The sequence below is a fragment of the Streptomyces sp. NBRC 110028 genome, from assembly GCF_001417735.1.
GTDB lineage: Bacteria > Actinomycetota > Actinomycetes > Streptomycetales > Streptomycetaceae > Streptomyces.
On the sequence record NZ_BBUZ01000026.1, the window covers coordinates 73897 to 98093 of the forward strand.

The window sequence follows — 24197 nt, forward strand, 5'->3', positions numbered from 1 at the left end:
GGTGTCTCCTGTGGTTCCGGGGGATCAGTGGATGTCGCGGCCGGCCAGGCGCTCGACGCCGCGCAGCAGTGCGGAGTGGTCCAGGTCGCCGTCGCCGCAGGCGCGGGCGGAGGCGACCAGCTGGGCGACGACGGAGCCGACCGGCAGCGGTGCGCCGACCGCCCGGGCCGCGTCGGTGACGATGCCCATGTCCTTGTGGTGCAGGTCGATGCGGAAACCGGGCTGGAACGAACGGTTCAGCACCGCGTCCCGCTTGCGGGCCAGCACGGTCGAACCGGCCAGGCCGCCGCCCAGCACCTCCAGCGCGGCCTTGAGGTCCACCCCGGCGTTCTCCAGGAACACCACGGCCTCGGCCAGGGCCTCGAGGTGGACGGCGACCATCAGCTGGTTGGCGGCCTTGACCGTCTGGCCGGCGCCGTGCGGGCCGACGTGCACGATGGTGGTGCCCAGCGCCTCGAACACCGGCCCCGCGTCGGCGAAGTCGTCCGGCTCGCCGCCGACCATGATGGACAGGACGCCCTCGATGGCACCCGCCTCGCCGCCGGAGACCGGGGCGTCCAGCGTGCGGACCCCCTTGGGCCGGGCGGCCGCCTCGACCTCCAGGGAGGTCTGCGGGGTGATGCTGCTCATGTCGATCAGCAGGGTGCCCGGCGCGGCGTGTTCCAGGACGCCGCCCTCGCCGAGGACGACCTCCTTCACCTGGGGGTCGGCCGGGACCATGGTGATGACGACCTCGGCATCGCCCACCGCCTGTGCGACGCTGTCCGCGCCGCGGCCACCGGCGGCGACGAGCGTGTCGACGGCCGCGCGGCTGCGGTTGTAGCCGGTGACGATGTGCCCGGCCTTGACCAGGTTGGCGGCCATCGGGCCGCCCATGATGCCCAGGCCGATGAAAGCGATCTTCCGCGGGGTGGCGGTCATGATTCCTCCTTAGTTCTTGAGGCTCGGTTCGCCTCCGGGGCGCCTCAGCCGGTGTCGACGGTCGACCCTGCTCGGCCCTTCGGCGCCGGCGCGCCCCTTCGGCTCACTCGCCGCTTGGTTACAGGCGAAGGTCAGGCGTGGGCGGTGCTGCCGCGCCGCTCGCGCGGGAGCCAGTCGAAGCTGTCGGCGCTCGGGCCCTGGGCCTTGTACTCCAGGCCCACCCAGCCGTCGTAGCCCGCCGCCTCGATCCCGGTGAGCAGCCCGTCGAGGTCCAGCCCGCCGCTGCCCGGCGCGCCCCTGCCGGGGGCGTCCGCGATCTGGACGTGGCCGATGCGCCTCGCGTGGGCGGCGATCACACCGGCCACGTCGTCACCGTTCACGGCCAGGTGGTACAGGTCGGCGAGGAAGCGGAGGTTGCGGGCGCCGGACGCGCGCTCCACCCGGTCGATGACCCCGATCGCGTCCGCCGCGGTGAGCAGCGGGTACGCGGGGGCGCCGCTGACCGGCTCCACCAGGACGGTGCCGCCGATGCGCCGCGCCGCCTCGGCCGCCAGCGCCAGGTTCTCGGCGGCCACGGCGTCCTGCTCCGCCGGGTCGGCGCCCTCGACGCGGTTGCCGTACAGGGCGTTGAACGCGCGGCAGCCCAGCTGTTCGCCGATCGCGACGGTCACCTCGATGTTGTCGCGGAACTCGGCGCTGCGGGCGGGCCAGGACACCAGGCCGCGGTCGCCGCCCGGCATGTCCCCGGCGAAGAAGTTCAGCCCGGTCAGCTGGACCCCGGCGTCCCGCACGGCCCGGACGAAGGCGTCGGCGTGCCGGTCCTCCGGCACCGCCACGGTGTGGGGCCACCAGAACTCGACCGCGTCGAACCCGGCGGCCTTCGCCGCGGCCGGGCGCTCCAGCAGCGGCAGCTCGGTGAAGAGGATCGACAGGTTGACCGTGTACGGCAGACGGTGGGTGCTCATTTCTCACATCCCGGGAAGTGGTGCGTGCAGGACTCGTAAGGAGGAACAGGGGGAAAGGGAGGAAAGGATCAGGCCCCGGTGGAGCTCGCGTCCCGGACCGCCGCGGCGACCGCGGGCGCGACGTCCGGGTCGAAGACGCTGGGGACGATGTGTCCGGCGTGCAGCTCGGCGGGTGCCACCGTGTCGGCGATGGCGCGGGCCGCGGCGATGAGCATCGCGTCGGAGATCTCCCGGGCGCCCGCGTCGAGCAGTCCGCGGAAGATGCCGGGGAAGGCCAGGACGTTGTTGATCTGGTTGGGGTAGTCGCTGCGGCCGGTTGCGACGACGGTGGCGTGGCGCCGCGCCTGGACCGGATCGACCTCGGGGTCGGGGTTGGCCAGGGCGAACACGATCGCGTCGTGTGCCATCGCCGCCACGTCCTCGCCGCTCAGGATGTTGGGCGCGGACACGCCGATGAAGACGTCCGCGCCGCGCAGGGCGTCCGCCACGCCACCGGTGCGGTTTGCGGCGTTGGTGTCCTCCGCGAGCTGCCGGCGGGACGCGTCCAGTCCGGCCCGGTCGCGGTGGAGGACACCGGACCGGTCGCAGGCCACGATGTCGCCGGCGCCCTCGGCGGCCAGCAGCCGGATGATGGCGGTTCCCGCCGCGCCCACCCCGCTCACCACGATCGTCGTATCAGCGAGCTTCTTGCCGACCACGCGCAGGGCGTTGGTGAGGGCGGCGAGGACGACGACCGCGGTGCCGTGCTGGTCGTCGTGGAAGACGGGGATGTCCAGCTTTTCGCGCAGCCGCCGTTCGATCTCGAAGCAGCGCGGTGCGGAGATGTCCTCGAGGTTGACGCCTCCGTACACCGGGGCGATCAGCTCGACGGCCCGGACGATCTCGTCGGTGTCCTGGGTGTCCAGGCATACCGGCCACGCGTCCACATCGGCGAACCGCTTGAACAGGGCGGCTTTGCCCTCCATGACGGGCAGGGCCGCCGCGGGGCCCAGGTTGCCCAGGCCGAGCACGGCCGATCCGTCGGTCACGACCGCGACGGTGTTGCGCTTCACGGTCAGGCGCCGGGCCTCTTCCGGGTCGGCGGCGATGGCCTGGCAGACGCGCGCGACTCCCGGTGTGTAGGCACGGGAGAGGTCGTCACGGCCGCGCAGCTCGACCCGGGGGCTGACCTCCAGCTTGCCGCCGATGTGCATGAGGAACGTGGCGTCGCCGACCGTGCGCACCGCCACCCCGTCGAGCGCCGCCACCGCGTCGGCGATCACCTTGATGTGGTCGCTGTCGACGGCGTCGCAGGTCAGGTCGACCACGATGTGGTCGGCGCCGGTCTCGACGACGTCGAGGGCGGTGAGCACGCCCCCGGCGTCGCCCACCGCCGCGGCCAGCCGCCGGGTGGCGGTGGTGTCGGCGGGGGCCTCCGCACGCAGGGTGAGGGCGAATCCGGGACTCGGTGTGGGCATGGGCTGACCTCGCACGTCGGGGCGCCTCTGAACGCCGGGCTGCTACGTCTCCACCACCCTGGTAACTTCCACGATGCGGATAGTGGTTTTTGCTTAGTGGAATAACAACCCTTGTGGTCCGTCGGTGTCAACCCCCCGGCGATGGTCGATGGTGATGCGTCCGCTTCAACGAGGTGTTTGATCGATCCACTGGGCGTGAAGCGTTGACATGGGTTCGCGGCCGACCTATACATCTCCCAGTCGAAAAAAGTTTTCCGCGAAGTGGAATGGCCTGGATCGGGGAGAGGTGACCACCCGTCCTGATGGGCCGAGCCGTCCCCCCGGTGGCATCGCCCCGGCGGGACCGTCCCACGCTCGTGTCATCCCCAGAGGAGCCCCGCCCCGTCTGAGGAGTGCGGCCCGCCCCAGGAGGTTCTTGACGTGAAACCCATCCATCTGCTCGGCGCGATCCCGTTCATCGGGATCCTCGGGGGGATCTTCTTCGTGAACCGGGTGACGCCCTATGTCCTCGGTATGCCGTTCATCCTCTTCTGGCTCGTCCTGTGGGTCGTCCTGATATCGGCGACCATGGCCGTGATCTACCGGCTCGACCCGGCCAACCGTGAGGAGACCACCTCGTGATCGCCCTCGCCGTCATCTTCGTCTTCCTCGCCGCCGCGCTGCTGCTGGGGCTGCGCGCCCGCCGCGGCAGGGACATGGACCTCGAACAGTGGTCGGTCGGCGGCCGCGGCTTCGGCACGATCTTCGTGTTCCTGCTGCTGGCCGGTGAGATCTACACGACCTTCACCTTCCTCGGCGCCTCGGGCTGGGCCTACGGCAAGGGCGCCCCGGCGTACTACATCCTCTGTTACGCCTCACTCGCCTACGTGCTGTCCTACTGGCTGCTCCCGGCCGTCTGGCGGTACGCCAAACAGCACCGGCTCATCTCCCAGTCCGACTTCTTCGTCGCCAAGTTCGACTCCCCGCTGCTCGGCGCCCTCGTGGCCCTCGTCGGCGTCATCGCGATGGTGCCGTACCTCGTCCTGCAGCTGAAGGGGCTCGGGATCATCGTGTCCGTCTCCTCCGACGGCCGCGTCCCCTCCCACTGGGCCATCGTGATCGGCACCATCGCCCTGACCGTCTACGTCACCATCTCGGGCATCCACGGTTCGGCGTGGACCGCCGTCATGAAGGACGTCACCATCCTCGCGGTCGTCCTGATCCTTGGCATCTACCTGCCGATCCACTACTTCGGCGGCTTCGAGGACATGTTCCGCGCGGTCGACAAGCACCAGGCGGGCTTCCTCACGCTGCCCACCAGCGGCATGAGCACCTCGTGGTTCGCCTCCACCGTGCTGCTCTCGGCGCTCGGCTTCTACATGTGGCCGCACACGTTCAGCGCCTCCTACAGCGCCCAGAACGAACGTGTCTTCCGCCGCAACGCCATCTTCATGCCGCTCTACCAGCTCATCCTGCTCTTCGTCTTCTTCGCCGGGTTCACCGCCATCCTCGTCGTGCCCGGCCTCAAGGGCGCCGACGCGGACCTGTCGCTGCTGCGCATCACCACCGCCACGTTCCCGCCGTGGTTCGTGGGCATCGTCGGCGGCGCGGGGCTGCTCACCGCGCTGGTCCCCGGGTCGCTGCTGCTGATGACCTCCGCGACCTGCCTGGCGAAGAACGTCTACCGCCTCGCCCGCCCGCGCAGCAGCGACAAGCAGGTGACCCGCCTGGCCCAGTGGCTGGTCCCCGCCCTCGCGCTGGTCTCCCTCTACTTCACCTTCAACGGCGGCAGCTCCATCGTGTCCCTGCTGCTCATGGGCTACGCCCTGGTGACCCAGCTCTTCCCCGCCCTGCTCGCGAGCCTGGCCAAGCGTCAGCTGGTCAGCAAGCAGGGGGCGGCCGCGGGCATCGTGGTCGGAGTGGTCACGGTCGCCGCCATCACCCTCTCCGGTGCCACGGTCGGCAGCCTGCTGCCGGGATTCCCGCAGGCGATCAAGGATCTCAACGTGGGCGTCATCGCGCTGTTCCTCAACGTCGTGGTGATGGCGGCGGTCTCCGCCGCCACCCGCCCCGCGGGGCGCCCCAGCCCCGCCCCGCAGATCCAGCCCGAGGCCGCGGCCGGCGCCGGCTGAGCCACTTCGCCCACATGCCACCACCCCCGGCGCAGCCGGGGGTGGTGGCATGTGGGCGACCGTACGCGGGGGCGGCGCGGGCACGGGCCGGCCTCACCCACGGTCGAATTCGTTCGGCCGGACGGCCCCCCGCGCGGGTGCGCGGCCCGGGCGTCAGAAGACTGAAACCATGCCCATGAGGACCGTCGCCGGGCCCACCGGCCATATCGTGGTCGTCGGGGCGGGCCTGTCCGGGCTCGCCACCACCTTGCACCTGCTCGGCGCCGGACGCCGGGTGACCCTGGTGGAACGCGCCACCCGGCCCGGCGGCCGGGCGGGCCGGCTGGAGCGGGGCGGCTACCACTTCGACACCGGCCCCACCGTGCTCACCATGCCGGACCTGCTGGCCGAGCCACTGGCCGCCGTGGGGGAGGAGGTGGCCGACCGGCTCGACCTGGTCGCGCTGCACCCCGCCTACCGGGCCGCGTTCGCCGACGGCAGCAGTCTCGACGTCCACACCGGCGCGGACGCCATGGAGGAATCCGTACGCGCCTTCGCCGGGCCACGGGAAGCGGCCGGATACCGGCGGCTGCGGACCTGGCTGGAAGCCCTCCACCGTGTGCAGATCACCCGCTTCATCGACGCCAACTTCGACTCACCGCTCCAACTGCTCCACCCCGACCTGGCCCGGCTGGCCGCGCTCGGCGGCTTCGGACGGCTCGACCCGGGCATCGGCCGCTTCCTCCGGGACGAGCGGCTGCGCCGGGTGTTCTCCTTCCAGGCCCTCTACGCGGGTGTGCCACCGGCCCGCGCCCTGGCCGCGTACGCCGTCATCGCCTACATGGACACCGTCGCGGGCGTGTACTTCCCCCGGGGCGGCCTGCACGCCGTGCCCCGCGCACTGGCCGCCGCGGCCGCCGACGCCGGTGCCGACCTGCGATACGGCCAGCGGGTCACCCGGCTGGAGCGGCGGGCCGGGCGGATCACCGCCGTCATCACCACACACGGCCGCGTGCCCTGCGACGCCGTCGTCCTCAGCTGCGAGCTGACCGAGGCCTACCGGCTGCTGGGCCGCGCCCCCCGCCGCCCGCTGCGGCCGCGGCGCTCACCCTCGGCCGTCGTCCTGCACACCGGCACCGACCGCACCTGGCCGCAACTGGCCCACCACACCCTCTCCTTCGGCGCCGCGTGGCGCACCACGTTCGAGGAACTGACCGTCTCCGGGCGGCTGATGAGCGACCCCTCGCTCCTCATCACCCGGCCCACCACCCACGACCCCGCCCTCGCCCCGCCCGGCCGCCACATCCACTACCTCCTCGCGCCCTGCCCCAACACCGACATCGGGCCCCGCGCAGCCGAGTGGCGCACCCTCGGACCGCGCTACCGGGACCGCGTCCTCACCGAACTGGAGCGCCGCGGCCTGGCCGGACTCGGGGCGGCCATCGAAGAGGAATGCCTGGTCACCCCGGCCGACTGGGCGGCCCAGGGGCACGCCGCGGGCAGCCCGTTCTCGCTCGCCCACACCTTCGGCCAGACCGGGCCGTTCCGCCCGGCCAACCTCGTCCGCGGAACGGAGAACGCGGTGCTGGCGGGCTGCGGCACCACCCCCGGGGTGGGCGTCCCGACCGTGCTGATCTCCGGAAAGCTGGCCGCCGCCCGCATCACCGGCCACCCCCGCCCAGGCCCCCGCCACGTCCCCCTCGACGGCCTCCACCGTGTCCGGCCGCGGGCCCTCCACCGGCAAGGATCCCCATGACCCGAAACGAACTCGACGCCGCGGGCATCCACGACCCGGCGCTGCGCGCCGACTATCTGCGGTGCCGACAACTCAACGCCCGCCATGGCAGGACGTACTTCCTGGCCACCCGGCTGCTGCCCGCGGCCCGGCGCCCCGCCGTGCACGCGCTCTACGGATTCGCCCGCTGGGCCGACGACATCGTGGACGACCTCGAACGCTCCGCCGGTCCCGCGCCACGCGAGGCCCGCCTGGACCGGCTCGCCGACGAACTGTCCCGGGCGCTGCGCACCGGCCGCGGCCACGAGCCGGTCGTACGGGCACTGGCGCACACCGCCGCCACGTACCGCATCGACCACCGGCACTTCACCGATTTCATGGCCTCGATGCGGAGCGACCTGACCGTCACCGACTACCCCACCTTCGCGCACCTGCGCCACTACATGCACGGTTCGGCCGCGGTGATCGGCCTTCAGATGCTGCCCGTCCTCGGCCACGTCGTGCCCCGCGAGGCCGCCGAGCCGCACGCGGCGGCGCTCGGTGTCGCCTTCCAGCTCACCAACTTCCTGCGGGACGTGGGGGAGGACCTGGACCGCGGCCGGATCTACCTGCCCGCCGACCTGCTGACCGCGCACGGAGTGGACCGGGCGCGCCTGCGGTGGTCCCGCCGCACCGGGCGGCACGACCACCGCATCACCGCCGCACTGCGCGACTTCGCCGCCCTGACCCGCGGCTACTACCGTCGCGCGCTGCCCGGCATCCCGATGCTCGACCCCGTGGCCCGCCCCTGCATCCGTACCGCGTACGTGCTCTACGGAGGCATCGTCACCGCCGTCGAGCGCGACGGCTACGCGGTGCTGCACCGGCGCTCGGCGGTGCGGCGGCGGGTACGCGCCGCCGTCGCGCTCGACGGACTGGTCCGGGTCGGCGCCGCCCGGCTGCTGGCCGCCCGTACCGCACGCACCGGCGCGCCCGGACGGCCGCTCCCCGCCGAGGAGGCCGCATGACACCGGTCGTACCGCGCCGTCTTCCGCTGTCGCTGCGCCGCGGCGGTGTTCCCTGGGACCGGCAGCGGCCCACGTGGCGGGAGGCCAGACCCGCCCTGATCGCCGCGGCCCTGAAACGGGCCCAGGACCGCCCGACGGGCAACTGGTACGTGCTCGGCGCGTCCGCCGCCGTCACCCCGGGCCGCCCCTTCGGCCGCACCATCGCCGGCAGCGAGGTGGTGGCCTGGCGGGACACCGCCGGGCGCCTCGCCGCCGGACCCGGCGCCTGCCCGCACCTCGGGGCGCCGCTGAAGGACGCGGCGGTCAGCCGCGGCGCGCTCGTCTGCCACTGGCACGGCCTCGCCCTGCCCGGGGACGCCACCGCGGGCTGGTCCCCGCTGCCCGCCCACGACGACGGCGTGCTCGCCTGGGTACGGCTCGACGCGGCCGGTGGCGAGGAGCCGCTGGAACGCCCCGTACAGCCGCCCCGCCCGGCGGCCGGGGCCACGGTCGCCGCCGTCCACGACGTCACCGGCATCTGCGAGCCCGCCGACGTCATCGCCAACCGCCTCGACCCGTGGCACGGCGCCTGGTTCCACCCGTACTCCTTCGTCGACCTCACCGTCGAGGAGTCCGACGGCGAGGACGCCCTCGCCGTCCGGGTGTCCTTCAAAGTGGCCGGGCGTGTGGTCGTCCCCGTCCGCGCCGTCTTCTCCGCACCCGGGCCCCGCACCGTCGTCATGCGCGTCACCGACGGCGAGGGCCGCGGCTCCGTCGTCGAAACCCACGCCACCCCGCTGGCCTCCGACCACCGCGGCCGCCCCCGCACCGCCGTCATCGAGGCCGTCCTCGCCACGTCCGACCGCCCCGGCTTCGCCGTCGCCCGCGCGGCCGCACCCCTGCTGCGCCCCCTGATGCGCGCGGCCGCCGCCCGACTGTGGCGCGACGACCTGGCCTACGCCGAACGCCGCTGGGCCCTGCGGGAGGCCGGGCGCTTCCCGGGCTGACCGACGGTGGGCGCGGCGGACGGACGGCCGGTCAGCCGGTGCACACCGCGCAGCACGGCCACGCGGCCGTGGCGGGGTACCGTCCACAGCCGCTGGCCGCTCACGCCCCACCGGGCGAGCAGCGCGTTGGCCGCCAGGAACCCGCTGGTGGCCGCCCGTTCCATCAGCGCGACCGGAAGATCGGTGCGAACCAGGTCCCCGGCCAGCACCACCGCCGGATCGGGCGTGCGCACCGTGGGCCGGTCGCGGTAGCCGCCGACCGGGAAGGCCGGGCAGTCGGCGCGCCACTCGTGGCGGACGTCGACCAGCCCGGCGTCCCGGGTCTCGGGGTAGACCCGGGCCAGCTCCGCCCGCAACCGGCGCTCCACGGCGGCCCGGTCGGCGGCCGGGTCGACGGCGTACGCGTGCAGCTCCAGCACCGATCCGCCGGTGGCCGCCGCCCAGCGGGCGGCTTCGCCCTCCCAACCGGACACCACGCTGACGTTGTCGAGCGGGCCGTAACCGCTCGTGCCGAGGAATCCGGGGCGGCCGGGGTCGGTGGGCGCGTCGAGCCACAGGCGGGAGACCAGGAACGGCGGCGCGGTCCGCAGGGCCGCGATCCGCTCCCGCCACGTCGGGTCGCCGAGGCCGGGGGAGTCCGCCACCAGCGCGCGCAGGCCCGCCGTGTCCAGGGCGAGCACCACCCCGTCGTACGCCTCCCCGTCCACCGCCACCCGCCCGCCGCCCAGCGGGCACACCGACTCCACGGCGGCACCCAGCCGCACCCGCGTGCCGTGGCCCTCCAGATAGCGCCGCAGCGGATCCCACAGCGCGTACGGGAACGGCTCGCGCACCACGTCGAACAGCAGCCCCTCGCTGGACCCGAGGAAGTAGATGTGGAACATCACCGCCAGCTCGGCCGCGGACAGTTCACCCGGATCGGTGAAGAAGCTGCGGGAGAACACCTCGAACGCCAGATGGCGGGCCGCCACCGGGAAGCGGACCGCGTCCAGGAACTCCGCCGCGCTCAGCGCGTCCAGCCGCTCGTGGATCCACGGCAGCCGGACGTCGAACAGCGGCAGCGCGGCCGCCGGGTCCATGCGTGCCAGGTCCCGCCAGCCGAACGACGGACTGCGCGCGGCGAAGCCGAGCGCGGACCACGGCGGGGTGCGCGGGACGCCCGCGAACCCGTCCCGCAGGCCCGAGGCGTGCCACAGCGGATAGTCGGGCAGCCCGGTGAGCACACTCAAGCCCGGGTCGATCCGCCGCAGCAGCCCGCGCAGGTTGTAGTACTGCCGGAAGAAGGCGTGGAACCCGCGGCACATCGTCGCCGCCGATCCGTCCGCGAGCGTGGTCGGCCATCCGGCCAGCCGCCCGCCGAGCATCGCGCCGCGCTCGTACAGCACCACCGCGACCCCGCGTTCGGCCAGCGCGGTCGCCGCCGCGAGCCCCGCGAGCCCGCCGCCCACCACCGCGACCCGCGGCGCACATCCGGCCGGGACCCGGGCCCGGCCCGCCGCCACGGGCAGCGCCTCGGCCCGCCGGTCCCGCCCCCGGCGGGCCGCCACCGCGCGCTTCACCGCCCCGCCTCGGCGGCGCCCGGCCGGTGCGGGCGCGCACGATGCCGGTCCGCCACCGCGGCGCCCGCCGCCTTGCGGAGCCAGGGCAGTTCGGCCACCGTGCGCAGCATGGGCGCCACCGGGGTCCGCAACCCCACCATGACGTCCTCCGCCAACCCGGTGCGGCCGTCGAGGAAGCGGAGCAGCCGCTCGGTGGGGACGTGGCGGAAGAGGGTGGTGAAGACATCGGCGCCGGTCACCCGGCCGGTGGCCAGGGCGCGCAGCATCGCCGCGTCCATGGCGAGCGCGCGGGCCGGGTACGGGGCGGGGGGCACCGGGCGGCGGCCCGCGGCGAGGGCCGCCGCCACCGCGCGGGTCTGCCGCTGCACCGCGGCGAAGGTGTAGCCGGTGGCCGGGCGGGTGGCGCCGCCCGCGGTGCCGACGCGGAACACACGGGCGCCCGCGCGGCGGGGGAAGCGGCCGTCGGTCATCGGGATGACGCCCTGCTCGGCGGAGAGCACCCGGAAGGGCGGCAGCCGCAGCACGGTCCCGGTGTAGTGGCGCAGGGCCGCGTCGTACGCGGTGCCGTCCAGCACCGCGGGCGAGAACTCGGTGTACTCCACCAGCGCCTCACGGTCGCTCAGCGGCAGCACATAGCCGAAGGACAGGCCCCGCTCCGGCTGCGGGGTGCGGAAGTCCATCAGCTCGGCCACCGCGGGGTCCAGGGCGGGGGTGGCACAGCGGATGAACCAGCCCCGGAAGTGCTGGAGCAGCGTCGTACGGGCCGGTGGCAGGGCGGCCGCCGGGCGGGAGTCGAAGGCCCACCGGGTGCGCCAGGCCACCGGGCGGCCGTCGGCGCGGACGCCCCGCACCAGGGCGCCGTCCGCCTCGTCGCACACCTCGTCCACCACCGCCTCGGCCCGCCGCACCGAGGGCGCGGTGCCGAGGCGGGCGGCCACCCAGCGCTCGAAGTCGCGCGACCGCAGCATCTTGTAGACGAAGGGCGCGATCTCGCGGTCCAGTCGGCGGCCGTCGGTTCCGTGCATCCCGACCCGGCTCCAGCGGGCGGCCAGTGCCCCGTCGAACTCACCGCCCGGCTCCTCCCACCAGCACCACGTCCGCTCCGGTGGCCGCAGCCGCCCCTCCGGTGCCTCGACCAGCAGCACCCGGGGCGGGGAGGGCAGGGTGGCGAGCCGGTAGGCCAGCGTCAGACCGGCCGCGCCCGCGCCGACGACGGCCACCTCCGCGTCCCACGCCACCGCCGAGTCCCTACGGGCCGGGCTCAGCGCCGGACGCTTCGGTGGCGGCGCATCATGAGCACACCCCCGGCCGTGACGGCCAGGACCGCGCCACCGAGGAGGGTGGGCTTGTTCTCGCCGACCGCGGCGGGCCCGAAACCGGCGTGGACCCCGCCGGTGGGGCGGCTGCGCTCGACCGCGACCGTATCGGTGATCTTGATGCTCGGCGGACACTTCACGACCACGTCGTGGTCGCCGGACGCGGCGTCCCCGGGAATCCGGAAGTGGCCGGTGAGCACGCCAGTGTGGTTGTCGTCGAACAGATGGAACTCGTCTCCGCCCGCGGTGCCCTTGCCGTAGGTCACGTCCGAGCCGCAGGCGGTCGTGCTGACGGTGACCGTGGACCCCGGGGCGCCGTTCCGCGGGCTGATGCGGAGCTCCGAGTCATCGGCGGCGGCAGCGGCCGGGCCCTGCAGCGCGAGGGCACAGAGCGCCAGGCCGATGCCTGCGCCGGCGGGTACGTAACGCATGAAAATCCTCCAACGAAAGCAGTGGCCGACCCGAACACGCGGCACCCGTGAGGTGTTCCGCTCATGAGCCAACCGACAGCCCGCCACCCCCGCAACACGAGGCGTCACCCCACCGCGCCACGGCCACCACCGCACTTGATCGTTTACGCAGGTCACCGGAGCGCCCTCCCGGCGCGGAGCGGAAGCGACCGAGGAGGAGGGAATGGGCCATCCGCGCGCTGCCGGCGAGCGATTCAGGCCGCGGGCCAGTTGCGCAGCAGGGCGTCGAGCGCGTCCAGAGCCCGGGACCAGGACTCCTCCGAGTCGGGGGAGCTGTGGCTGAAACCGCCCGCCAGCTCCAGGCTGACGTAGCCGTGGAAGACGCTGCCCAGCAGCCGCACCGCATGCGTCTGGTCCGGCTCCGCCAGGTCGTAGCCGCGCAGGATCGCCCGCGTCATCTGGGCGTGCCTGCCGCCCGCGCTGGCGGCCGCCGTCTTTGGGTCGAGCCGGAACTGGGCGGCGGCGTAGCGGCCGGGATGCTCGCGGGCGTAGTCGCGGTAGACGTGCCCGAAGGCGGTCAGGGCGTCCTTCCCGGCCCGCCCCGCCAGGGCCTCGGCGGCCCGGTCGGCGAGTTCTTCCAGGGCGAGCAGTGCGATCCTGGTCTTGAGGTCGCGGGAGTTCTTCAGATGCGAGTACAGGCTCGCCACCTTGACGTCGAACCGCCTGGCCAGCTCCGACACCGTCACCTGCTCGAAGCCGACCTCATCGGCCAGCTCCGCCCCGGCCCGGGCCAGACGCTCCGCGGTCAGCCCTGCGTACCCCATGCCCCCGCCTCTCCGTCGACAGCGTCATGTCGACCGAGCATATTATTCATTTGCCTAAGACCTTTAGGCAACTTAGCCTCCCGGTCATGAAGCCGCTGACCGAGCAAGAGATCCGCTCCGCCTTCGTCAACTGCACCAAGGGCGAGGCGAAACGCCTGTCCGTACCCCGCGATCTGGCCGACCGTCCCTGGGACGACCTGGACTACCTCGGCTGGCGAGATCCCCAGGCCTACGACCGTGCCTACCTCGTCACCACGCTGGACGACCGCCCGACGGCCCTCGCGCTGCGCTGCCCCGCGCCCGCCTCCTGGCAGACCCGGCGCGGCATGTGTTCGCTGTGCCTCACCTCCCACGCGGGCGGCGTCTGCCTGATGGTCGCGCCGAAGACGGGGAAGGCCAGGCAGCGGGGCAACTCGGTGGGCACCTACATATGCGGCGACCTCGCCTGCTCGCTGTACGTACGCGGCAAGAAGGACGCGGGCGCGGGCGCCCGGCTCCATGAGTCGCTGACCCTGGAGGAGAAGGTCGAGCGGACGGTGACCAACCTCGCCGGGTTCCTGGCCAAGGTGACCGCCTGACCAGGGAGGTCCCGGAACGCCCCGGCCAGGGCGGATCTGACGGAACGGTGACGTGATCCACCCCGCTGCCACGGTCCGGCCGCGTGGCTATAGCCTTCCGTCGAACGCGTCCGACATGACAGAGGAGTTCCATGCGACGCAATACGCGTAGGCGGTCGAAGACCGCGAGACGGGCGATCGTCGCCACCGCCGCGTTAGCCCTGGGGGCGGGCGGGCTGGTGACGGTCAACATGTACGCCTCGGCCGACGCGGGCGGATCGCAGCACAGTGACAGCCGCGGCCGGGCACTGTCCGCCCGGGCCTCCACCATCGACTGCCCCGACGTCGGCCGGCGCCTGAGCGCGGTGCCCCAGCGGGCCAAGGCCGAGGTGGACCGGGAGCTGGCCCTGCTGGACAAGCAGGTCGCCGAGGCCTACCAGCGGCTGGCCGGTTCCCAGCGGGCGATCCAGCAGGACGCCGGCTTCGCGCAGAACGCGATCATGGGTCCGCTGAAGGACAAGCGCACCGCGACCATCGACCGCATCTCGATCGCCATCGGCAGAGTGGCCGCCACTCCGCAGGGTCTCGACGGGCTCGCCACCTGCACGCTGAAGGAGCAGTCCGGTGGCGGCCAGGGTGGGAACCAGGGCGGTGGTCAGGGTGGCGGTCAGGGTCAGAAGGGCAACGGCCCGGTGGCCGCGGACTTCGTGGACATCACCCGCGTCCAGCCCAATGTGCGCACCCCGCGCCCGGCCCGCAGCGCCTCCAAGGGCCTGTTCACCACCGCGTGCGGCGTCAACGCCAACAAGCTCTACAACACCGACAACGTCATCGTGGCGCCCGGCGTGTCCAACGGGGCGCATCACACCCACGACTATGTCGGCAACCAGGCCAACAACGCGTTCGCCGACAACAACACCTTCGCCGGTGGCCGCACCACTTGCCAGAACCAGGGCGACAAGTCGACCTACTACTGGCCGGTGCTGCGACTGCAGGACGGCACCCGCGAGTTCGACGCGGACCAGCAGGGCGGCGGCGCCGAGGGCAACACCGGCCGCATCCTGACGGCCAAGAAGGTCACCCTGGAGTACGTGGGCAACCCGCGCGGCAAGGTCGTGGCGATGCCCAGGTTCCTGCGCATCATCACCGGCGACGCGAAGGCCTTCAGCAACGGGACGGCGAACGCCAACGCCTCCTGGAGCTGCACCGGGTTCGAGAACCGGCAGCTGAAGGACAAGTACCCGATCTGCCCGCAGGGCAGCGACGTGGTGCGTACGGCGAAGTTCCAGAGCTGCTGGGACGGCAAGAACGCCGACAGCGCCAACCACCGCTCCCACGTGGCGTTCACGGACGCCGACGGCCGCTGCCCGAAGGGCTTCGTGGCGATTCCGCAGCTCGTGCAGCGCCTGGTGTACGACGTGGACGCGCCCAGCCTGAAGGACAACGGGAAGACCCGGCCGTTCTTCGCCGTGGACGGCTTCCCCGAGCAGTTGCACAAGCCGGTCACCGACCACGGAGACTTCATCAACGTCTTCGACGAGCGTGTGATGAACCAGATGGTGCGGTGCATCAACACCGGACGCACCTGCCGCTGAGACACCGCGAAGCCCTGCCGGCGGCCCCGCTCCGGGCCACCGGCAGGGCTTCGCCCCCTTTTTTTCAGTGCGTGTTTTCAGTGCGTGCGCACCGTACGGGCGTACGCCTCGGACAGCGCCGTTGTCACCTTGCCGACGCCGTACCGGTGGCCGTCCACCGCGCCGACCGGCTGGACCTCGTACGCGGTGCCGGTGAGGAAGACCTCGTCGGCGTCGGCGAGGGCGTCCGGCTCCAGCGGGCGCTCATGGACGGGGATGCCGAGGTCGTGGGCGAGGCCGATGACGGTCTGGCGGGTGATGCCGTTGAGGAAGGTGTCGGGGACGGGGGTGTGCAGGGCGCCGTCGATGACGAGGAAGAGGTTGGCGCCGGTGGCTTCGGCCAGCAGCCCCCGGTGGTCGAGCAGCAGGGCGTCGTCGTGACCGGCGGCTTCGGCCTCGTCACGGGCGAGCGTGCAGATGTTGTACAGCGAGGCCGCCTTGGCCTGCACCGGTGCGGTGTCGGGTGCCGGGCGGCGCCAGCGGGAGGTGCCCAGGCGGATGCCCTCCACCTGCGTCGTGTCACCGAAGAGGTTCGGCCACTCCCAGGTGGCGATGGCGACATGGACGCGGTTGCCCGTACCGGCGACGCTGAGCTGCTTGCCGCCCCGCCACGCCACGGGCCGGACGTATCCGTCCGTGATGCCCTGCCTGCGGACCAGTTCGCGTGAGGCGTCGTCGAGTTCGGGCACGCCGAAGGGGACGGCGAAGCCCAGTTCGCGCGCGGAGGTGTGCAGGCGCTCGGTGTGCTCGGTGAGTTTGAAGATGGCGCCCCCGTAGACGCGCATCCCCTCGAAGACGCCACCGCCGTAGTGCAGACCGTGGGAGAGGACGTGCAGCTTCGCGTCGCGCCAGGGCACGAAGGCCCCGTCGTACCAGATGACGCCGTCACGGTCGTCGAAGGGGAGGGAGGTCATCGGTCACTGCCTTCCGGGGCGTACTCGATGCGGATGGCGGTCTCCAGCGCGCGGTGGAACTCCTCGGCCTCGGCCGTGGTGGCGTGCCGGGACAGGACGAACGCCGGATATCCGGTGAAGTCCGGATAGGGGCGCACCACGTCGCCGGGGAAGAGCATCTGCACGACGTGGTCCACCCGGGGGTCGGCACGCAGCTCGTCCAGGCCGTGGATGGCGGTGATCCGCCCCGAACCGCCGCACGGCACGATGTAGTTGGCCGCCGCGCCCGTGGCGCAGGGGGTGTGCCCGGGGCCGAAGGAGCGTGGTGGCCGCCCGGTGGCGATCCGCAGCGCGTCCGCGGCGAAGTCCAGCCCGGTGACGTTCCGGACGATGTACTCCGAGACCCCCGAACCGCCGATGCGCGCCCCCAGCTCCAGCAGGTACGGCCGGTCGCCGCGCAGCCGCAGTTCGGTGTGGGTGGGGCCGTCGGCGATGCCGAGGGCGGTGTGCGCGGCGGTGACCTCGCGCCGGATGGCGTCCCGCACCGCCTCGGGCAGGACGGCGGGCGCGCGGTAGACGCTCTCCTCGAAGTACGGACCCTGGGGTTCGCCCTTGTAGCCGATGGTGCACACCGTCACCTCCCCGCGGTGGGCGAGGGATTCCACGGCGAACTCGGGCCCGTCGAGATACTCCTCCACGATCAGGCTCCCGGTCGCGCCCAGCTTCGACCGGCAGATCTGCCACACCTCCTCGACCACGGCCCGCAGCTCCTCCGGCCGTTCCGCCTTGGTGACACCGAGGCTGGAGAAGCCGTGCGCGGGCTTGACCACGACGGGAAAGTCCAGGTGCGCGGCCTCCTCCCAGGCGGAAGGGGCTTTCAGGCCGACGAAGCGGGGCACGTTGAGCCCCGCCGCGGCCAGCCGTTCCCGCATCACCCGCTTGTCCTGCGCGCCGAGCGCCGCGTCCCGCCCGATACCGGGCAGCCCGAGGAGTTCGGCGGCCTCCGCCACGAACGGCACGGCCGGGTCGTACAGGGTGCAGATGCCCTGGAACGGGGTGGCCCGGTGCGTCTGCCGCAGCGTGGCCAGGGCGCCCGCCCGGTCCCCTTCGACGTCCAGCCGCAGCACATCGACCACGGCCGGGGGCAGTCGGTCCGCGCTCACGGTCTCGTCGGGGCGGGGGACCAGGATGAGACGGATACCGGCGCGCTCGGCGCTGTCGAAGACCCAGGGCAGAGTCGTCCGCTGGTACACCAGGACGACGCTGGGCTGCTGTGTGCTCACGATGTCTTCCGTTCCACTGGGATTCCGGCCTCCGGGCCGGTGTTGTCGGTCGTGCCGGGCCCGGTGGCCGGGGGACGGGCCCGGCGGGAGCCGCCCACCGTCAGCCACACCCCGGCCGAACAGGCGACGATCAGGACGAGCACGACCGGACCGGGCGGGCCCGCCCACCCCAGCGCCCATTCACCGAGCCGGATCAGGAACGGCACCACCAGCGCCACGGCGGAGGTGAACAGCGGGCCCTTGCGCAGGATGAGTTCGTGCGAGATGAGGAAGACCGGGGCGGTGAGCCCCGCGCCGAGCAGCGCCACCCCGCCCCAGTCGGCCGCCGTGACGCCGTCCACCGGCACGAAGAGCGCGGTCGTCAGCCCCAGCATGACCGCGCCCGCGCCCGTGATGGCGGGCAGCGCGGCCAGCGGTGAGATGTCGGCCATGCGCTGCCGGTAGACGTAGCCGTAGAGGGCGTATGTGAACGTGCCGCCCAGCGCCAGCAGGGCACCGGCCGACAGGGTGGCCCCGCCCGTCGCGCCCTCGCCGCCCGGCCCGTCCGCCACCGCGTAACCACACGCCGCGGCCACTGCGAGCAGGGTGCCGCACACCTTGCGGACCGTGCCGCGCTCGCCGAAGGCGACGATGCCGATGACGAAGGTCACGCACGGCAGCAGCGAGACGATCAGGCCCACCCGGGAGGCGCCGATCCGGCCGATGCCGAGCAACGTACCGGAGTAGTACGCGAAGAACCCGAGGAACGCCAGCAGCAGGAACCCACCCGGGCGGCCGAACCCCGTCCGGACGTCCGGCCAGCTGCGCGGGCGGAGCACGGCGATCACCGAGATGGCCAGGAAGCTGGCCGCCGTCCGGCCGCTCGCCACGGCGAGCGCGGGCACACCGTCGACCAGACGGGCCGACATCAGCCAGCCCGCGGCGAGCAGCAGCACCATGAGCACCGACAGCGCGGGCACCACCAGCGGTTCGCCCCGCCGTGGCGGCGCCGGGGGGTCCGTCACCACTGCGCGAGCGAGAACGTCAGCGGTGGCAGCCGGTCCAGGCTCCGCCTGGCCCGCAGCAGTACCCGCTGGTCCTCGGTGAACCGGTAGCGCTGTTTGGGCTCCCCGGCGGGCAGGTAGGAGCGCACCAGGGCCTTGGCGGCGGCCCGGTACTCGTCGTCGGTGGTGACCTCGGCCTCCATCTTCTCGATGGTGGTGACGTAGTCCCGCAGCGCGGCCACGGTGGCGTCCCGGTCCAGGCGCAGCAGACCGCCGTCGTCCGGGGAGCCGGTCAGCGCGCCGCGCTCACGCAGCCAGGAGTAGAGGAGGACACCGGTTCCGGAGTCGAAGTTGCGGGTCGCGTCGTCGGCCTGCGGATAGCGGAAGACACGTTCCAGCAAGATCATGGCGATCTGCTCCTCGGCGTACGGAATGCCGCCGTCGGCGCAGGCCAGCGCGGTCTTCGCGTCGACCTTGATCTCTTCGAGCAGGCCGACGAACCAGTTCATCTTGAGCGAGATGTGCTCGTCGAACGGCCACAGCCCCTGGTAGTGCATGCGGTCGTGCAGATAGCCCCAGATGGCGCGGGCCTCGAAACACACCTCCGGGTCCAGGCCGGTGGAGGCGCGGGGCACCGAGTCCGGGGTGAGGACGGCCGCCGCCCCCGGGAGGGCGTAGGTCTCGTGGATGGCGCGCATCTTGTTGTAGAAGAACATGGCGTACGGCTGATCGGTGATCTTGTCGTGCGCGGCCACGTTCTCCGGGAAGAACACCAGGCAGTTGCCCTGCGCGAAGCCGTCGCTGCCCGCGACGAGGATCAGGGACTGGCAGTTGTTCTTGGGATGCGGATGGGTGACGGCCAGGTCAGGCAGCGCGGCGGGCTCCTTGCGCAGCGCGTAGAAGCAGTCCAGCCGCTTGCCGACGGGCGGTGCGCTGTTGGTGCTCTGCAACGGCGCGAGGAAGAGGACCATGGTTCCGTCCTCGGGCGGGCGCAGCGCGTCCCGGGAGCGGGCGAAGTGGGGCGGGGTGTCCAGCCCGGCCTCCAGCCATCCGGCGACATCGGCGTCCAGCGCGTCGGCCTGGTGTCCCAGCCCGTTGCGCCGGTACCAGGCACACGCCTCGTCCGAGATCAGGGTCAGCAGCTCACGGTCGTCCGCCGTGGGGGCGGTGACCGTGCCGTCGTCGGCCTGGCGGGTCCGGAAGCGGTTGACCCGCGGTATGAGTGATGCCGTCAGCGTCCGGGCCTCGGCCAGGTACGCGGGGTCCATGGGTGCTCGGGAGGTCACAGTGCCATCGCTCCCGTCGTCAGCGGCTCCCCGGCCCCGGCGTCCACGGCCAGGACCTGGTGGACGGTGAAGACCATGGGGACCGGGCCGAAGTCGCGCAGGACCCGCAGTCCGTGCCGCTCGGCGGCGACGAGCGTGGTGATGCAGCCCTCGACCTTGCCGGCGGCGCAGTCGATGGCGGCCTGGGAGTTGCTGAGCACCTCATGGGCCTCGGCCGTGCCGGGGACGAGCCCCCTGGGCGCCGGATGTGAGGCGACGGTGGCCGGTGCCGGCGTTCCGGTGGAGGCGAGCACCATGTTGTGCGTCGGCATGACGAAGCTGTCGACCATCGTCAAACGGTGGAGGTTGCCGAAGACCAGGGTGTGCAGGGCCGGGTAGACCGCGCAGGCGGTCAGGGCGTGCTGCCCGTCGGCCGGGACGGCTTCCAGCGCCGCCTCGATGGAGGAATGCAGCTGGACCGTTCCCTCGACACCGCGTCTGCGCAGCCATTCGTGTGAGGCGGCTTCCAAGTTGGTCCCCTGCGGGCCGAGGGTGTGCAGGTGGCGGACGTGATCCGGCCCGGCATGGATATGCCGCATGATCCCCCCATGTTTTGTGTTCTCGATCGCTTCGGCGGCGTTCCCCGGAAGCTGAGAGGATAAAAACAGGAGTAAACGGCAACAAACAAGAGCTTTCTGTAAAATATTCCAGATGGCGAGATTCGATGCCTGATGGAAGGCGTTATTCGGCCAACTGGCCGACGGCGTAACGGAATGCGACGCTCTGTCTCCTTCGCGCCCCGCTCCGCCTCTCCGTCCCCTCCGCCGCCCCCGGTCGTACGTCCGTCAGCGGCGTTGTCAGTGGGCGCACGTATGTTCATTCGTGCCGCACCGCAGTGGTGCGGAAGTACCCCTGTGCGCAGAGGAGATGACGCGTTGTCAACTTGGGAGAGGTCGAGCACGGCGCGGGTGGTCCCACCCGCGCGGCCGCGCAAGCTCGCCAAGGTCCCGTTCGTCGAGCTGGCCGACGGACGGTTGCAGGGCGTGGTGTCCAGCGGCTCGGACATCGGCCGGGTCTACGTGTCGTCGGTCGCGTCCGGCAGCTACGCGTTCGCCTGCAGCACCAACAACAACCGCCCCTGCGGCGGCGCGCACGGCTCGTACTGCAAGCACATCAAGGCCCTGATCAGCGAGGCGGTGCTGCAGTACGGCGCCGGGCGCGTCGCCCGCTATCTGAAGGTCGAGGCCGCGGACGGCGAGCCCACCGCGCTGACCATCACCGCCGACATGGCCGACACCGTCCCCTCGCAGGCGGGATCCCAGGCCGCCGCGGCGGTCTTCAGCCGGTTCCTGCGCCACCTGACCTACCTGGAACTCGACCCCGTCACCACGCCGTTGCCGGAGATGCAGTGGTTTCCGTCGACCAGGGCGGTGGCGTGATGCGCGCCGATCTGCTCGCCGAGCCCATCGCCGGTCTCGACGAAGCCCTGGCGGCCGTCGACGCCTTCGACCAGGCACTCGTCACCGGTCTGCTCCGCCCCCAGCCGGGCCGGGCCACCGGTACGGCGGATCTCGCCCAGGCCGTCGCGGGCACGCCGCTGGCCGCCAGGGTCGCCGAGGCGGCCGAGAAGGCAGTCGCGGGCGAGGACCACTTCGTCGCCCTCGCCGCCGCCCGCACCGCACTGCTCGGGTCCGTCCACGACGCACTGCTGGCCCGGGCCCGGGAGGCGATCGCGCGGCCGGGCGGCGAGGAGATCGCCCCGGCCCCGGGGCCCGGCGGGCAGGAAGCGGTGAACCTGCTGGTCGCCGCCCGCTCCTGGCTGTCCGATCTGGCGCGCTCCGGATGGCAGGGCATCGACCACGACGTGGTCTCCGGATCGGCGCGCATCGTCTCCGAGATGCTTCCGGACCCGGCCCTGCGGCGCCTGGCGACGCTCCTCGACGGTTTCGCCGCCGAACTCGCCGCGTCCTGCCCGGGCGCCGCCCTGGACCGTGTTCCGGCGCGCCGATGGGCCGACCTGTGGGCGCGGGCGCTGCTGCTGACGCTGCCCGGCGCGGCCGCCGCACCCGCGACCGGCACGGCCACCGGCCGCCTCCTGCCCCTCGGTGTCGATGTGCGGGAACACGCGACCGCCGCACAGGCCCAGGTCCACGCGGTGTTCGAGCCCGCTGACGGCGGCACGCCCCGCCTGGTGCGGGCCAGTGTGTCGGCGCCCAAGCCCGACACGGTCGTCGGAGTCGGCATCTGGCAGCTGCTCCGGCCCGCCATGTCGCTCCTGGCGGCCGTCGGCGAGGGCCGCGCGATGGACCTCACCGACATGCCGGTCACCGCCGAGGGCGACCTGCTCTGGAGCGAGGAGCACGCACGCCAGGGCGAACCCGCCGACCCCTTCGCCACCGCCCGCGTCGCCCTGCCCACCGCCACCGACGCGCCGACCGCGCCCCTGGACCGGCATCCGGCGCGCATCGCCGTGCCCGTCTTCCTGGAGGGCTACGACTGCCAGAAGGACGACGACGCGCTGGCGTTCACCATCGCCGGACACCCGCTCGCCGTCGACACCGACCGCGTTCCGGCCGCCGGTCCGCTCACCCCCGAGGCCGTCGCCGGGGCGAGCGCCTGCGTCGGACTGCTCCGCTGGGACGCCGGGGCGTATCGCGTCCAGCCCCTGGCCGTGGAGAAGACCGTGCGGAAGAAGACCGTCGCCCTGCACGCCGGGGGATGGGCCGGGGGCACGACCGACAAGGCCGGAGTCAAGGCCGAGAAGGCCGCCACCGACGCCGTGGCCGCGCTGCGGGAGCGGGCCGGGAGGCTGCTGCGGACATGACGGAGCACACCACCGAACACACCACGTCGCACCCCGCCCCGGACCCGGCTGAGCACCCCACCCCGGACACGGCCCACGACAACCGTCGGCAAGTCCTGTACTGGCGGCTGCTGGCCCGCCTCTTCGACCCCGAGGAGCAGGCCACCCTGGAATCGGCGAGCCTCGCCGTCGTGGAGGACATCGGGCTGCCGCCCGCCCTGCTGGACCCGCAGACCTCCGTCGACTCCCTCGTGCAGCGCCACCCCGAGCTGGCCGACGAGTTCGACGGTCTGATGACCCCCGAACCCGGCGAGGACGGAGCGCGCGACCGGGCCGCCGAAGTACGGCGCGCGGCGCTCGCCTCGAAGGTTCTGCTCAACGTCTTCGCCTGCGGCTCCGGCACGGTCACCGCCGGACAACTGGCGCGCTGGCAGTCCGACGCGGGCTGGCTGGAGCGCGCCCTCGGCTGCGAGCCCGGTGAGCTGCGCGGGGGCCGCTCCGGCGGGACTCCCGGCGGAAGGGCGGCGGGGTCGGGCGTCAGTCCGACCGGCACCGGCGGACCGGGCACCACGCCCGACCTCAGCCGGCTGATTCCGGAGATCGGCCCGGAGCTGGGCGCCCTGGAGGCCGGCCTCGTCAAGCGGATGCATCTGCGCGAGGTGCTGGCCGACCCCCGGCTTGCCGCGCAGCTGACACCGAGCATGTCGCTCATCGAGCAGCTGCTGCGGGACAAGGACAACCTCTCGGGCGTGGCCCTGGCCAACGCCAAGGCGCTGATCCGCCGGTTCGTCGACGAGGTCGCCGAAGTGCTGCGCACCCAGGTGGAGAAGACCACGGTCGGCGCCCTGGACCGCTCCGTCCCGCCCAAGCGGGTGTTCCGCAACCTCGACCTCGACCGCACGATCTGGAAGAACCTCACCAACTGGAGCCCGGAGGAGGAGCGGCTGTACGTCGACCGCCTCTACTACCGGCACACCGCCCGCAAGACGACACCGCAGCGGCTGATCGTCGTCGTGGACCAGTCGGGCTCGATGGTCGACTCGATGGTGAACTGCACCATCCTGGCGTCCATCTTCGCCGGGCTCCCCAAGGTGGACGTCCATCTGATCGCGTACGACACACAGGCGCTCGACCTGACGCCGTGGGTGCGCGACCCCTTCGAATCCCTGCTGCGCACCAACCTCGGGGGCGGCACCGACGGCACGGTCGCCATGGCCCTGGCCCAGCCGAAGATCGCCGAGCCCCGCAACACCGTCGTGGTGTGGATCTCCGACTTCTACGAATGGCAGAGCGAGCCGCTGTTCGCGAGCATGGCCGCCATCCACCGCTCGGGAGCCAAGTTCATCCCGGTCGGCTCGGTGACCAGCTCCGGACGCGGCAGTGTCAACCCGTGGTTCCGCGAGCGTTTCAAGGATCTCGGTGCGCCGGTGCTCTCCGGCCACATCCGCAAGCTCGTCCACGAGCTCAAGACGTTTCTCGCCTGATCCCCGCTACTTTCCTGCTCAGAAC

22 protein-coding genes are annotated in these 24197 nt (G+C 72.7%); 10 read left to right on the forward strand and 12 right to left on the reverse strand.

Annotated elements, in window-relative coordinates:
* Positions 1-24: 24 nt before the first annotated feature.
* The 3 genes from ASC60_RS15695 to ASC60_RS15705 all read right to left on the reverse strand — a co-directional run bounded on the left by ASC60_RS15695 (position 25) and on the right by ASC60_RS15705 (position 3343).
* Entirely contained in the window at positions 25-921 is an 897-nt protein-coding gene (locus ASC60_RS15695) for a 2-hydroxy-3-oxopropionate reductase (RefSeq protein WP_055551275.1), read from the reverse strand.
* A gap of 131 nt (positions 922-1052) precedes the next feature.
* On the reverse strand, positions 1053-1886 hold the full coding sequence (locus ASC60_RS15700; RefSeq protein WP_055551277.1) for a hydroxypyruvate isomerase family protein: 834 nt from the start codon (positions 1884-1886) through the stop codon (positions 1053-1055).
* Between the two features lie 68 nt (positions 1887-1954).
* Entirely contained in the window at positions 1955-3343 is a 1389-nt protein-coding gene (locus tag ASC60_RS15705; protein WP_055551279.1) for an NAD-dependent malic enzyme, read from the reverse strand.
* Positions 3344-3763: 420 nt separating this feature from the next.
* Between ASC60_RS15705 and ASC60_RS15710 the strand changes: the two genes are divergently transcribed.
* From ASC60_RS15710 to ASC60_RS15730, 5 genes are all read left to right on the forward strand, one after another.
* Positions 3764-3964 carry a DUF3311 domain-containing protein gene (locus ASC60_RS15710; protein ID WP_055551281.1) on the forward strand — a complete coding sequence of 67 codons (201 nt, stop codon included), beginning with the start codon at positions 3764-3766 and terminating at the stop codon, positions 3962-3964.
* On the forward strand, positions 3961-5454 hold the full coding sequence (locus ASC60_RS15715) for a sodium:solute symporter (protein ID WP_055551283.1): 1494 nt from the start codon (positions 3961-3963) through the stop codon (positions 5452-5454). Before ASC60_RS15710 ends, ASC60_RS15715 begins: the two co-directional genes overlap by 4 nt.
* 175 nt (positions 5455-5629) lie before the next feature.
* Positions 5630-7189 carry a phytoene desaturase family protein gene (crtI, locus tag ASC60_RS15720; protein WP_055551285.1) on the forward strand — a complete coding sequence of 520 codons (1560 nt, stop codon included), beginning with the start codon at positions 5630-5632 and terminating at the stop codon, positions 7187-7189.
* Positions 7186-8175: a phytoene/squalene synthase family protein gene (locus tag ASC60_RS15725; protein ID WP_055551287.1), complete on the forward strand. Its 990-nt coding sequence runs from the start codon at positions 7186-7188 to the stop codon at positions 8173-8175. Before crtI ends, ASC60_RS15725 begins: the two co-directional genes overlap by 4 nt.
* A complete protein-coding gene (locus ASC60_RS15730) occupies positions 8172-9161 on the forward strand; it encodes a DUF5914 domain-containing protein (protein WP_055551289.1) in 990 nt (329 codons plus the stop codon). The genes ASC60_RS15725 and ASC60_RS15730 overlap by 4 nt, the downstream gene beginning before the upstream one ends.
* Here ASC60_RS15730 and ASC60_RS15735 read toward each other — a convergent pair.
* The 4 genes from ASC60_RS15735 to ASC60_RS15750 form a co-directional block, all read right to left on the reverse strand.
* On the reverse strand, positions 9110-10720 hold the full coding sequence (locus ASC60_RS15735; protein WP_199830965.1) for an FAD-dependent oxidoreductase: 1611 nt from the start codon (positions 10718-10720) through the stop codon (positions 9110-9112). The genes ASC60_RS15730 and ASC60_RS15735 overlap by 52 nt on opposite strands.
* Positions 10717-11958 carry a lycopene cyclase family protein gene (locus tag ASC60_RS15740; protein ID WP_055551291.1) on the reverse strand — a complete coding sequence of 414 codons (1242 nt, stop codon included), beginning with the start codon at positions 11956-11958 and terminating at the stop codon, positions 10717-10719. Before ASC60_RS15740 ends, ASC60_RS15735 begins: the two co-directional genes overlap by 4 nt.
* 23 nt (positions 11959-11981) lie before the next feature.
* The gene (locus tag ASC60_RS15745; RefSeq protein WP_055551293.1) at positions 11982-12467 is read right to left on the reverse strand and encodes a hypothetical protein; all 486 of its coding nucleotides are present in this window, start codon (positions 12465-12467) and stop codon (positions 11982-11984) included.
* A gap of 233 nt (positions 12468-12700) precedes the next feature.
* Positions 12701-13270, reverse strand: coding sequence for a TetR/AcrR family transcriptional regulator (locus ASC60_RS15750; protein WP_055551295.1), 570 nt, complete (start codon positions 13268-13270; stop codon positions 12701-12703).
* A gap of 86 nt (positions 13271-13356) precedes the next feature.
* Here ASC60_RS15750 and ASC60_RS15755 point away from each other — a divergent pair, with 86 nt between their 5' ends.
* Together ASC60_RS15755 and ASC60_RS15760 are read left to right on the forward strand one after the other, a co-directional pair.
* Positions 13357-13848, forward strand: a complete 492-nt coding sequence (locus ASC60_RS15755) for an FBP domain-containing protein (RefSeq protein ID WP_055551297.1) — start codon at positions 13357-13359, stop codon at positions 13846-13848.
* 131 nt (positions 13849-13979) lie between these two features.
* The gene (locus ASC60_RS15760) at positions 13980-15422 is read left to right on the forward strand and encodes a DUF1996 domain-containing protein (RefSeq protein WP_055551299.1); all 1443 of its coding nucleotides are present in this window, start codon (positions 13980-13982) and stop codon (positions 15420-15422) included.
* A gap of 77 nt (positions 15423-15499) precedes the next feature.
* Here the strand turns inward: ASC60_RS15760 and ASC60_RS15765 are convergent, their stop codons facing one another.
* Genes ASC60_RS15765 through ASC60_RS15780 form a run of 5 tightly spaced genes read right to left on the reverse strand, consistent with a single transcriptional unit; the run spans position 15500 to position 20484 of the window.
* Entirely contained in the window at positions 15500-16375 is an 876-nt protein-coding gene (locus ASC60_RS15765; RefSeq protein ID WP_055551301.1) for a branched-chain amino acid aminotransferase, read from the reverse strand.
* Positions 16372-17637 (reverse strand): ATP-grasp domain-containing protein, encoded by a 1266-nt coding sequence (locus tag ASC60_RS15770; protein WP_063787148.1) that lies wholly within the window; start codon positions 17635-17637, stop codon positions 16372-16374. The genes ASC60_RS15765 and ASC60_RS15770 overlap by 4 nt, the downstream gene beginning before the upstream one ends.
* Positions 17634-18641 carry a DMT family transporter gene (locus ASC60_RS42885; protein ID WP_159043271.1) on the reverse strand — a complete coding sequence of 336 codons (1008 nt, stop codon included), beginning with the start codon at positions 18639-18641 and terminating at the stop codon, positions 17634-17636. The genes ASC60_RS15770 and ASC60_RS42885 overlap by 4 nt, the downstream gene beginning before the upstream one ends.
* Complete coding sequence (locus ASC60_RS15775; protein WP_055551305.1) at positions 18638-19906, reverse strand: DUF6421 family protein; 1269 nt, start codon at positions 19904-19906, stop codon at positions 18638-18640. The genes ASC60_RS42885 and ASC60_RS15775 overlap by 4 nt, the downstream gene beginning before the upstream one ends.
* Positions 19903-20484: a bacilysin biosynthesis protein BacA gene (locus ASC60_RS15780; RefSeq protein WP_055551307.1), complete on the reverse strand. Its 582-nt coding sequence runs from the start codon at positions 20482-20484 to the stop codon at positions 19903-19905. The genes ASC60_RS15775 and ASC60_RS15780 overlap by 4 nt, the downstream gene beginning before the upstream one ends.
* A 336-nt stretch (positions 20485-20820) precedes the next feature.
* Here ASC60_RS15780 and ASC60_RS15785 point away from each other — a divergent pair, with 336 nt between their 5' ends.
* Genes ASC60_RS15785 through ASC60_RS15795 form a run of 3 tightly spaced genes read left to right on the forward strand, consistent with a single transcriptional unit; the run spans position 20821 to position 24172 of the window.
* Positions 20821-21324: a hypothetical protein gene (locus ASC60_RS15785; protein ID WP_199830966.1), complete on the forward strand. Its 504-nt coding sequence runs from the start codon at positions 20821-20823 to the stop codon at positions 21322-21324.
* The gene (locus tag ASC60_RS15790; RefSeq protein ID WP_055551809.1) at positions 21324-22709 is read left to right on the forward strand and encodes a hypothetical protein; all 1386 of its coding nucleotides are present in this window, start codon (positions 21324-21326) and stop codon (positions 22707-22709) included. Before ASC60_RS15785 ends, ASC60_RS15790 begins: the two co-directional genes overlap by 1 nt.
* Positions 22706-24172 (forward strand): VWA domain-containing protein, encoded by a 1467-nt coding sequence (locus ASC60_RS15795; protein WP_055551311.1) that lies wholly within the window; start codon positions 22706-22708, stop codon positions 24170-24172. Before ASC60_RS15790 ends, ASC60_RS15795 begins: the two co-directional genes overlap by 4 nt.
* Positions 24173-24197: the final 25 nt, after the last annotated feature.